Here is a 9,664-nt window from a genome sequence, read left to right on the forward strand (position 1 = left end):
TGCTGTCCAAACAATACCAGCACCATGCTGGGGGTCACGCGCATAATTAGGCAATTGTTAATGATTTGAAAGAAAAATTAATTATTCATTAAGATAAAAATTTGTTATCGGAAAAAACAGGGTTGATAACCAAGGGCTGAGAGGAAAATGCTTGTGCTAGCACGACTTTTTTGTGCTCAAAAACACTCGTTAAGTTGAGCAAAAAATGAAGATTTCATCCACAACTTGTCCTGCAATCCAAACATACAAATTGCCAATTCCTTTCTTTTTCATAAGATCGAAAACGCCAGCAAATTTGCTGGCGTTCTCCAACATGCTTTAAGAAAGCTTAGGCATTCAAACCTGTCGCTTCAGCTACTTGATCAACAACGGCACTTACCGCATTGGCTATCTCATGCAGTCTCGCCGCTTCTTCTGGGCTAAACGGGTGAAGCAGCACTTTCTCTACACCTTGACGGCCGATTACCGTCGGCAAACTTATCAGTACATCATGAAGGCCATACTGGCCAGTGAGCATAGTCCCAACCGGTAGGACCGACTTCTCGTTGATCATAATCGCTTGGATGATGCGAAAGACACTGGCAGAAATGCCATGTGTGGTGTTGTGTTTGCGTTTAAATATTTCGTATCCCGCTTGTTTTACCGACTCAAGCAGTTCGTCAGCATCGATACGTTTAATATGGTTGGTATCGCAATAGTAGTCTGCGGGTTGCCCTGCGATGGAAATCAGACTCTTTGGTGTAAAGCAGTGGCTGCCATGTTCACCCAATACGTAACCGAAAACATTTTTAGGGTCTAACTGCACTCGGTTGGCAACGATCGTCATCAGACGCGCTGTATCAATCACACAACCACTACTGATCACCTTACTTGGTTTAAATGTCGTATTTTTTATGATGAAGTGGCTGACCAAATCACAAGGGTTAGAAACCACGATTAAGATGGCGTTCGGTGCAACTCGTTCCACCTGTTTAGCAATATCAACGCCAATTTTCGCGTTGATTTCTGCGATGTCGATGCGAGTTTGTCCTTGCTTAATTTGTGCTCCAGCGGTAATCACAACGATATCTGCCGCCAAGAGATCGAGATAATTTTTTGTAGGGAGAATATGCGTATTTTTTGAAAAAGTGAGCGCAGCCGTATGGCGAAAATCGAACACTTCCCCTTCTGCACGCTCTAAGTTCTGGTCCAGTAGCACCAATTCACTGACACTTCCCATCGTGAGAAGATAGTTACAAATGCCCACACCCACTGAGCCAGCGCCAATTACCCCGATTTTCATCATCCATTCCCTGACATAGTACAACTTAGATCACAATTTTATGCTGATTAAGCCGCTAACTTCCATTTTATTTGGCCAATAAGACATAATTAAGTTGAAACATCTAGCTTCCATTCTCTTAGCGACATATGAGTCGATAAATTGGCGAATTTTCGCTCTCTCTATACAGATTTTCGACTCTTCACTAACAAGCTTAGCTTACCATCGGTTCGGTACAAGATGAGCGAGAATAGAATTAAACCACAGCCGATCAACTTGTTTGAGGATAGAGATTCGCTGTACCACAGTACGCTCAGTATCACAGTCCAAACAGGTTCGAGGATCATGATAAGCGCCGCATTACCAGGATTGATCTGCTTTTGCGCCATTGTCTGCATCACGTATCGCAAGGCAGTAGCAAGAATAGTACTCGCCGCAAACCAAGCCCAGATAGTAGGATCTATCTGAGTCGGCACGCTTTCGAAGAGCACACTGGCCGACAAACCAATCAATCCCGTCACAAACAGTTGAATACAGGTTAAAACCAAGATGGGGAGTGTTTGCGAATATTTGCTATTGATATTGAAGTGCAAAGCCAAAACGACCGCATTAAACAGAAACCACAACTGACTGACCGAGCTCTGCCAACCATCCGCCAAAGAGAGGAAAGCCAACCCCGACGCGGCAATCGGCAAAGAGACCCAGAAAATGCGTTTGGGTCTTTGCTTAAACAGCACCCAAGCAACAAATGGCACCATCAACATGGAGAGGCTGAGGATAAATGCCCCTTCCCCCAAGGTGTCGCTGATGGAAATAGCGTGAATCCAACTCATCAGGGCCGTGGCTAAGAGTAATCCCACTAACGCTGCGGAGCGAATATCCCCCCAACTGGCTTTAAACAGAGAGCGATAACAAAAAGGGAGCAAGCAGAGTGCAGCGATTAAAAAGCGCAGGCCAATAAAACCAAATGGCGGTAGCCCTTGTATGGTCTCTTTAGAAAATATCCACCCAAAGGCAGAAAGGATCGTTGCAAGAATTAAAATGCTGGCAGCTTTACGTTCAGAATTCAAAAGTTTTACTCTTTTACTTGTTTGAAGAAGGTTCTCTTCGTTGGTTATTATTTCCCAGCATAAGCAGGATATTTATTGAGCAAAAACATAATGCCAAAACGCCGCCAATATCGCGACACAGTAGGCCAATAAATTCCCAATAAATGAGAATTTAATGGCCATTAATCACAAAGAAAATCAGATTGTTGGCGATAGGGGTTGAAGACGGGAGCACTGGCATTCGCAATGCAAATGAGACAACCAGAAAAATCACCACTCAATATGGATCGGGGTGCCCATCTTAACTAAACGGATAAACTCATCCATCTCTTGGTTGGTGAGCGCAATACAGCCGTTCGTCCAATCAAAGCTTTGCACAAATCGTGGATCTCGCTGTTCACCATCACGCAGGCCATGCACCTTGATGTCACCACCAGGAGAAAACCCTTTTTCCTTTGCCTGCAAGCTATCAAACGGATTCGGGTAGCTGATGTGTACAGATCGATAAAAGGCAGACTCTTCTGTCACATAATCCAGCGTGTAAATCCCTTCTGGGGTGCGTTGATCCCCTTCTTGAAGCTTATGCCCCTTTGGCTGCTTACCCAACGCAATTCGATACTCACGTATCACTTCCTCACCCGACATGAGGTAAAGTCTCCGTTTTGATTTATCCACTTTTACCCAGTCAACTTGCTCGCTTGCAAAGCAGCCAGAGCCAATGCAGAGTATCAATAGCATCAACAGTAATCGCATCATTCACCATTTAAGAAAAGCGTTTCCAACACTATACCGGACGAGCAAAAGAACGGACAACTGCGTGGTAGAAAACATCAAGTATGCGCTATGCTTTATGCATAGTCAGTGAGATTTGCTGGAAAATGCCAATGACACACCAACGCACATTTCCCTACTCCTTTGTTTTCTTTAATTTATATCGTTGGCTGGTTTGCACCATGGTTTTATGGATGTTTTCCCAGGTCGCATTGTCTTGCACGCTAACCATGGGATATAGAACCAATGAACGCTTACCGCTCATTGCAGAGTCACCCGATAACAGTGGCCTTTATTTAGACTTTTATTCGGTAGCCGCAGAACGCATAGGCTGTAAGCTCAAGATCATTAGGGGCCCCAAAAACCGCATTCTTAAACTACTAGAGGCTGGCGATATCGACTTCTATCCCGCTTTCAATTACAACGAAACACGAGCACGTTATACCTATTTCATTGAAAATGGTTTTCCGGGGGGAGAAATAGGGGTGTCACGCGCAGATTTTCCCGACATAACGGCATTATCACAGCTTGATGGCTATACCGTTGTACAAGCTTTGGGGTCTCCAGGCTTTGCTAGCGGGCTGAAAGGCGTTTCTATCTACTCCGCACCGGAAATGACCATTGCAGACGCCTTCGAACTACTGCGTAAAAAGCGTGGGGACTTTTACATCTATAATCGAGAATCTCTGCTCTACTATCTAAAACAAGAACAACCTCAAGATGTGAAAGTACATCCAGACTGTTGCGGAGGCATCCAACCCATCTATTTGGGTTTTTCCCGATACTCTTCCCACTATTCGGAAGTGCCTAATCTAAGCTTTGATGGCCGTCAGCCACAAAGCGCTATCAACTTCCCTACAGTGATCGCCTCGGATTGCCTCGCGTTTCGTTTTCAAAAAGAGCTGATGGAGATGAAAATCTCCGGCATCACTGACTCCATTTATCAGCAATACTACCATTGATTCTCTACGGGCTAATTTGAGTTGGGTACAAGCTTAGCCGAAGCAGAGAGTCTAGTTTGGCAGCAGATCAGTAAAATCAGTGCTAAAGAGACACCAAACAAACTCACGTAAAAACTGCTGTAGTAATTAAATAGTTCACCAACCACGCCGACCGACAAACTCGACACCAGCATACTTAGCTGCAACATGTTGGAAAACAAAGTTGAAGCAGTACCTAACTTGTCTTTCATCATATCCTGCATGACAACCATCCCCAGCGTTGCGCACGTACCGATAAAAATACCATTGAGTAGCTGAGCAGCGATGAGATGTGTGTAGTCGGCAGCCACTAACATCACGGCGTAGAAAAGCACACCTGAAGCAATACCCACTTTCATAACGGCTAATGCGCTCCATCTCTTGGCTAACTTTCCAGCCCACAGCATCACCGGAATCTCGCACAACGCAGCGACACCAAACAGAACACCAAGCCAGTTTGCGTCAACTTTCAGCTCTTGAGATAGATACAACGGCATCGAAACGATGTAAAGATTGTTGGCAGCAAACGCCAGCACAATAATAAGGCAATAAATAGCCACCAACGGATTGAGCGAACTTATCCCTTTTTTCTTTGGCCTTGTAGACTCTATTGGCTGACTTTGTTTGCGCTCTACATTAGGTATACCGATAGATATCACGAACACTGATGTCGCAATGATGATCGCGGCAACGGAAAAGGAGGCTTCAAAACCGTAACTCGCTTTGAGCAAAAATGCCAGCGGAGGACCAAACACCCACGCAATCGCAATACCGGCCCGCATGGTCGAGACGAAACTGGCACTATCCGCCACGTGGCGATCGCCATATTCTCTACCGAGGGCAAAAAGCTGACCAAATGCAGCGCCACTAATGCTCCCCAACAAAGCGACCACCGCAACGGCGACAAAATATTCATCAATAAAGATAAAACTGCTGATCGTGACCAATTGGCAACTTACCGAAAGAATAAGAATGCTTTTTCGCTTCCAACCGCGATCAGATTTCACGGCAATAAATTGCGATACAACGACCGAACTGACTACCGCTACCACCATATACAAACTCAGCATCACAGGTGTCGCATTGAGTTTTTCAACGAGAAACAAGCTCGTTAACGGGTAGAAAAACGCTCCACACAACCCGATTATTGTCGCGGTGAGAACAAATAAAACTGCGGTACGATCACGATACATGTGGTTTTCCAGCTGACTTCAAAGAATACATTTTAAGGGCTAGTCTAACGACTATAAGCTGAATAAAGTGGTGTCAATCCGCCTATCAGTAATACTTTTCAGTCATTTGTGACTCTGAATTTGAGCGTATTGTGTTTATCTACGGAACTCAGTATGAAACCTTTTATAGAAAACATCCTCAGCGAAAGTAATTTTACCTGGCTGGTGAAAGAATATCGTTGTGATGGACCAATCGCTGATTTTGCCTGTCCATGGCACTATCACGCTGAATATGAGCTGGTTTTATATTCAGATCCAGAGAACATCTTCGATAGAAAGTACTTTGCTGGAGATGCCATTGAAAGAGCAACACACAACACGTTGTTGCTTTACGGACCTGGCTTACCACACATGGTCACAGGGACGGTCAACCATGCACATCACTCCCCCCATAGAACTATCATCATTTGGTTTAGTCACCAATGGATCGAAGACGTGATTAAAACCATACCTGAAGCACACTCCTTACTGCGTATGCTACGAGAATCAAAATACGGTTTACGCTTTAGTGAGCAAAGCTCTTTAATGGCAGCGCAACTACTAAGTTCTCTCTCTCAAAAGAGCAGAAAATTTCAAGCACTTGGCGTCATCGAGGCTCTTCTAATGCTTGCTGAAGATACGCTGTTCAAGCGAGTCTCTCATGCACCTTACCAACTAAAAACAAGCAGCGAGCACGAATCGACAAACAAACGCCTTCTACTGGCGAAACAATTTATTGAGAACAACTTTGCCAAATCAATCCGCATCGACGACCTGTGCCTTACACTTCATATGAGTGAGAGTTCTGCTTACCGTTTATTTGAAAAGCACTATGGGTGTAGTTTCTCGGAACATCTCAAACAGTATCGTATTGGTAAAGCATGCGAACAGTTGGTGAGAAGCGAACTGCCAATTCAGTTGATCGCGGAAGAAACAGGGTTTCTCAATCTCTCAAATTTTAATCGTCAGTTTAAGAAGGTAAAATCCATGACCCCTTCCGAATTTCGCGCCCAGTTCCGCTAAAGCTCTTTACCAAGCTAAATCGATGGAAAGTGTCGACATCTTCCGCGCAAATTTGGCTATAGATACCACTTTTTGTACTGTGATATACTTCACGCCCATTTATCATTGAGACTATCGTCATGAGTATTAAATCCGACATCCAACAACTGCACAACCGCTTAGATACCTTTCAACGTAAGCTTGATGCAGCTCGATCTCGCGGCGATCAGGAAATGATCACAAAGTTCACCGATGAAGTCGATCAGCTGTCTAAAAAGCTTTCTCAGTTAAAGCACAAGCAACAGTACGAAATGAATAAAGAGCGTAAAAGCATCCTCGATCTCCCATTCTCACGTGAAATAACAAAAGAAGAACAGGCAGACATTGGCAAACTCAAAAAACGAGTGAAAGGGCTTGTTATCGTTCACCCTATGACAAAAATGGGTAAAGAACTTCGTCTTGAAGCCATGACGGGGTTCGCGCCACAAGCGTTTTAAAACACAGGTTAACATCTACAAGAGCCTCCAGCTGTGAGGCTCTGTCGTTTCTGAGAGAGCAACTGATGTAACCAAAAATCCGCCAACTCACACTGCAACATTCTAACTGTTACTAAATGTATTTAGATTAAACATCGCACAGACAGAACAATAATAAAAAAACAACGATTAATTTTAAATGAACACATCGAATATATGACACTAGCAGAATTAAATACTAAAAATAAGATTTTCAACACCATAAATCGTACTGTTCTTCTATAGCCTCATGTTAAAAAAATAGATAAATCAAATGTCGCTCGAGTTTTTTCTCATTAACAATTAAATATGAAATTAATTTCTATTCAACAGTTGAAAAAATAATTTCAAACTTAAAAGCAATCAACCAAAAGCAAATTATCTATTTGTTTTTAATGAAATAATACAAATCCCCAAAAAATAAACATTCGTTCTTTTTAGTATTTCATAGCCACCAATGGTTTATTTTCTCTAAAGATCTAAGCAAAAAGAATGTGTAACAATATATATCATCAATTGAAATTGACGCAAATCAACCATACTAACATTTATATAACTAACATATTTATCTGATTTATTAATCTAATCAGGACTTCGATATGAAAAATAGGTGGTTAATTGCCGCTTCAGCCGTGGGTATTCACGGTTCTATTGGCTCTGTCTACGCATGGAGCGTATTCAATCTCCCTTTGGAACAGACCTTTAACTGGGACCGTTCCGCCGTTGCAAGCACTTTCAGTCTCGCTATTTTCTTTTTAGGGCTTTCTGCAGCGATCATGGGACATTTTGTTGAGCGACATGGCCCAAGAAAAGCAGGATTGCTAGCCGCAACATTTTGGGGAATAGGGTTGTTGATCGCTGGCTTTGGTACCTCTATTGGCAATATTTACTTGCTCTGGCTAGGCTACGGCGTCTTTGGAGGGATTGGCTTGGGGATCGGTTATATCACACCGGTCTCAACCCTAGTCAAATGGTTCCCGGATAGACGTGGTTTTGCGACAGGTCTCGCCATTATGGGCTTTGGCTTCGGTGCAATGATCGGTGGCCCGGTATTTGGCTACTTAATGGAAAACTTTTCTATTCCGTTTACCTTTTACTCTTCAGGTCTCGTTTACATGGCAGTGATGGCACTTTCTGCTCTTTACCTAGAGCGACCACCTGTAGGTTGGATGCCTGAAGGTATGAAAGAAGCCGTAGCAGCCGGAACTAAACGCGTAGTGCAAGATCTGACTCAACAAACCGCGAATGAAGCCGTTAAGACAGTCCCTTTTTACTGGTTGTGGATAATGATGTTTATTAATATTTCCTGTGGTATTGGGGTGATCTATTCCGCATCCCCGCTAGCGCAGGAAACGATTGGACTAAGTGCGACTGAAGCGGCGGCTGTTGTTGGTCTAATGGCGGTATTTAATGGAATCGGGCGCTTGGGATGGGCAACGCTGTCTGATTCATTAGGACGTGCCAATACTTATATCACGTTCTTTTTGCTGCAAATCGTCTTGTTTGCGACTCTGCCAAATATCAGTAGCGTTCTACTCTTCCAAGTGGTGCTGTTCACCATCATGACTTGCTATGGTGGCGGTTTCGCTACTCTGCCCGCCTTTATTGGCGACCTATTTGGTACCAAACAACTTGGTGCTATTCACGGTTACATCCTTACTGCATGGGCCGCTGCTGGCTTGGCAGGACCGCAAATCGCTGCGTACCTAAGATCAGTGACAGGAAGCTACGAGCTTACGCTTTACATCTTTGGCGATACATTTGTGATCGCATTAGCTGTGGCGATGTTGATGAAAGGATATATCACCAGAGCACGAGACAATTTAGAAACAGCTACAGCCTAATCAACTCACTCAACATCCAATAATGCCGCTTTTTGCGGCATTTTCTTTATTAAAACAGACTATGATATACGCTCGCTGTCAGAGTATTTTGCGAGTTGGAGCTTGAATAAACTGCCTAAGATAGCCGAATAAATCTTAGTACACTCTGCTACTCCAGGAGCATAACCGTGTTGTTTTGTAGCCAAATCTGGCTACATCTCGAAACCAAGCATCAACATTCTCTAAAGCGATATGTCCTGGGGCCTTAAGGATCGTTTCGAAATTTAATTTTTCAATCGCCTTGTATTGTTTGAGATTGCTTAGCGTGGTTTGAGCGGGAAGTTATCCATGAAAAGCCCATGTGATCGAGCAGGTAATAGATAAAGTCAGGGTGGTAGTGTTGAGCAAATTCTTTCACGATATAGGCACCGGTAGGTCATCCAGCTCTTGGTTTTTCCTTCAGGCCCTCTAATTCTTCTTCAAGAAAAGTCTGAACCCAATTATTAACACTGGTTCGTTTCACCTTAAGAAACTTGGCGATTTGGGTGCGAAAGCGTCTATCTTTGAAATGAGCAAAGGCCAGCAGCCTCATTTTCATCTAAATAGATTTCTGCTGGCTTGCGAGCTTTTTAAAATCGATATTATTGAGGCTGTCCATAGCGACTAAGTCCTATCGTGAATGGCCTCAATCAGATCATATTTTCTTAGATTAGTATTATTTATCAAACACCAGAAATGACGAAAGCCTGCAAATTACTTTGCAGGCTTTCTATGTAGTGGCGGAGAGATAGGGATTTGAACCCTAGGTACGCTATTAACGTACGCCGGTTTTCAAGACCGGTGCTTTCAACCACTCAGCCATCTCTCCACAAATTGTCCTAAAACTTAGTCTTACTTAAATAATGCTAGGTTTTAGTTTTGCTCTTAGATTTTAACAATCTAAAAGCGGTAAGTAAGCCTGGCGATGTTCTACTCTCACATGGGGAAACCCCACACTACCATCGACGCTATTTCGTTTCACTTCTGAGTTCGGAATGGTGAGTTCGGAATGG

At 43.5% G+C, this 9,664-nt stretch carries 10 protein-coding genes and 1 tRNA gene; 4 read left to right on the top strand and 7 right to left on the bottom strand.

The window, feature by feature from the left end:
- Positions 1-328 precede the first annotated feature (328 nt).
- The 3 genes from FC652_RS18455 to FC652_RS18465 all read right to left on the bottom strand — a co-directional run bounded on the left by FC652_RS18455 (position 329) and on the right by FC652_RS18465 (position 3,063).
- Entirely contained in the window at positions 329-1,282 is a 954-nt protein-coding gene (locus FC652_RS18455; RefSeq protein WP_176299715.1) for an L-lactate dehydrogenase, read from the bottom strand.
- A gap of 161 nt (positions 1,283-1,443) precedes the next feature.
- Positions 1,444-2,331 carry a DMT family transporter gene (locus FC652_RS18460; protein WP_176299716.1) on the bottom strand — a complete coding sequence of 296 codons (888 nt, stop codon included), beginning with the start codon at positions 2,329-2,331 and terminating at the stop codon, positions 1,444-1,446.
- A gap of 249 nt (positions 2,332-2,580) precedes the next feature.
- Positions 2,581-3,063 carry a murein L,D-transpeptidase family protein gene (locus FC652_RS18465; protein WP_176299722.1) on the bottom strand — a complete coding sequence of 161 codons (483 nt, stop codon included), beginning with the start codon at positions 3,061-3,063 and terminating at the stop codon, positions 2,581-2,583.
- Positions 3,064-3,275: 212 nt separating this feature from the next.
- On the opposite strand from FC652_RS18465, the gene FC652_RS18470 reads away from it, so the two are divergent.
- Positions 3,276-4,043, top strand: coding sequence for an ABC transporter substrate-binding protein (locus FC652_RS18470; protein WP_176299723.1), 768 nt, complete (start codon positions 3,276-3,278; stop codon positions 4,041-4,043).
- Between the two features lie 11 nt (positions 4,044-4,054).
- On the opposite strand, the gene FC652_RS18475 is transcribed toward FC652_RS18470, so the two are convergent.
- Positions 4,055-5,254, bottom strand: coding sequence for a sugar efflux transporter (locus FC652_RS18475; protein ID WP_176299717.1), 1,200 nt, complete (start codon positions 5,252-5,254; stop codon positions 4,055-4,057).
- 153 nt (positions 5,255-5,407) lie between these two features.
- On the opposite strand from FC652_RS18475, the gene FC652_RS18480 reads away from it, so the two are divergent.
- From FC652_RS18480 to FC652_RS18490, 3 genes are all read left to right on the top strand, one after another.
- Positions 5,408-6,295 (top strand): AraC family transcriptional regulator, encoded by an 888-nt coding sequence (locus FC652_RS18480; RefSeq protein ID WP_176299718.1) that lies wholly within the window; start codon positions 5,408-5,410, stop codon positions 6,293-6,295.
- Between the two features lie 119 nt (positions 6,296-6,414).
- Positions 6,415-6,771, top strand: a complete 357-nt coding sequence (locus FC652_RS18485; protein WP_176299719.1) for a YibL family ribosome-associated protein — start codon at positions 6,415-6,417, stop codon at positions 6,769-6,771.
- Between the two features lie 617 nt (positions 6,772-7,388).
- The gene (locus FC652_RS18490; protein WP_176299720.1) at positions 7,389-8,633 is read left to right on the top strand and encodes an OFA family MFS transporter; all 1,245 of its coding nucleotides are present in this window, start codon (positions 7,389-7,391) and stop codon (positions 8,631-8,633) included.
- 271 nt (positions 8,634-8,904) lie between these two features.
- On the opposite strand, the gene FC652_RS18495 is transcribed toward FC652_RS18490, so the two are convergent.
- The 3 genes from FC652_RS18495 to FC652_RS18505 form a co-directional block, all read right to left on the bottom strand.
- Positions 8,905-9,030: a winged helix-turn-helix domain-containing protein gene (locus FC652_RS18495; protein ID WP_237287547.1), complete on the bottom strand. Its 126-nt coding sequence runs from the start codon at positions 9,028-9,030 to the stop codon at positions 8,905-8,907.
- 18 nt (positions 9,031-9,048) lie between these two features.
- Positions 9,049-9,210, bottom strand: coding sequence for a helix-turn-helix domain-containing protein (locus tag FC652_RS20855; protein ID WP_176299721.1), 162 nt, complete (start codon positions 9,208-9,210; stop codon positions 9,049-9,051).
- Between the two features lie 179 nt (positions 9,211-9,389).
- Positions 9,390-9,480 (bottom strand) — tRNA-Ser (locus tag FC652_RS18505).
- Between the last annotated feature and the right edge of the window lie 184 nt (positions 9,481-9,664).

The sequence above is a fragment of the Vibrio sp. 05-20-BW147 genome, from assembly GCF_013369385.1.
GTDB lineage: Bacteria > Pseudomonadota > Gammaproteobacteria > Enterobacterales > Vibrionaceae > Vibrio > Vibrio floridensis.

Excerpts from the sequence above, each read along its gene's own strand:
- FC652_RS18455 (WP_176299715.1), bottom strand. The coding sequence starts at position 1,282 with ATGAAAATCGGGGTAATTGGCGCTGGCTCAGTGGGTGTGGGCATTTGT.
- FC652_RS18465 (WP_176299722.1), bottom strand. The coding sequence starts at position 3,063 with ATGCGATTACTGTTGATGCTATTGATACTCTGCATTGGCTCTGGCTGC.
- FC652_RS18470 (WP_176299723.1), top strand. The coding sequence starts at position 3,276 with ATGTTTTCCCAGGTCGCATTGTCTTGCACGCTAACCATGGGATATAGA.
- FC652_RS18475 (WP_176299717.1), bottom strand. The coding sequence starts at position 5,254 with ATGTATCGTGATCGTACCGCAGTTTTATTTGTTCTCACCGCGACAATA.
- FC652_RS18480 (WP_176299718.1), top strand. The coding sequence starts at position 5,408 with ATGAAACCTTTTATAGAAAACATCCTCAGCGAAAGTAATTTTACCTGG.
- FC652_RS18485 (WP_176299719.1), top strand. The coding sequence starts at position 6,415 with ATGAGTATTAAATCCGACATCCAACAACTGCACAACCGCTTAGATACC.
- FC652_RS18490 (WP_176299720.1), top strand. The coding sequence starts at position 7,389 with ATGAAAAATAGGTGGTTAATTGCCGCTTCAGCCGTGGGTATTCACGGT.
- FC652_RS20855 (WP_176299721.1), bottom strand. The coding sequence starts at position 9,210 with ATGAAAATGAGGCTGCTGGCCTTTGCTCATTTCAAAGATAGACGCTTT.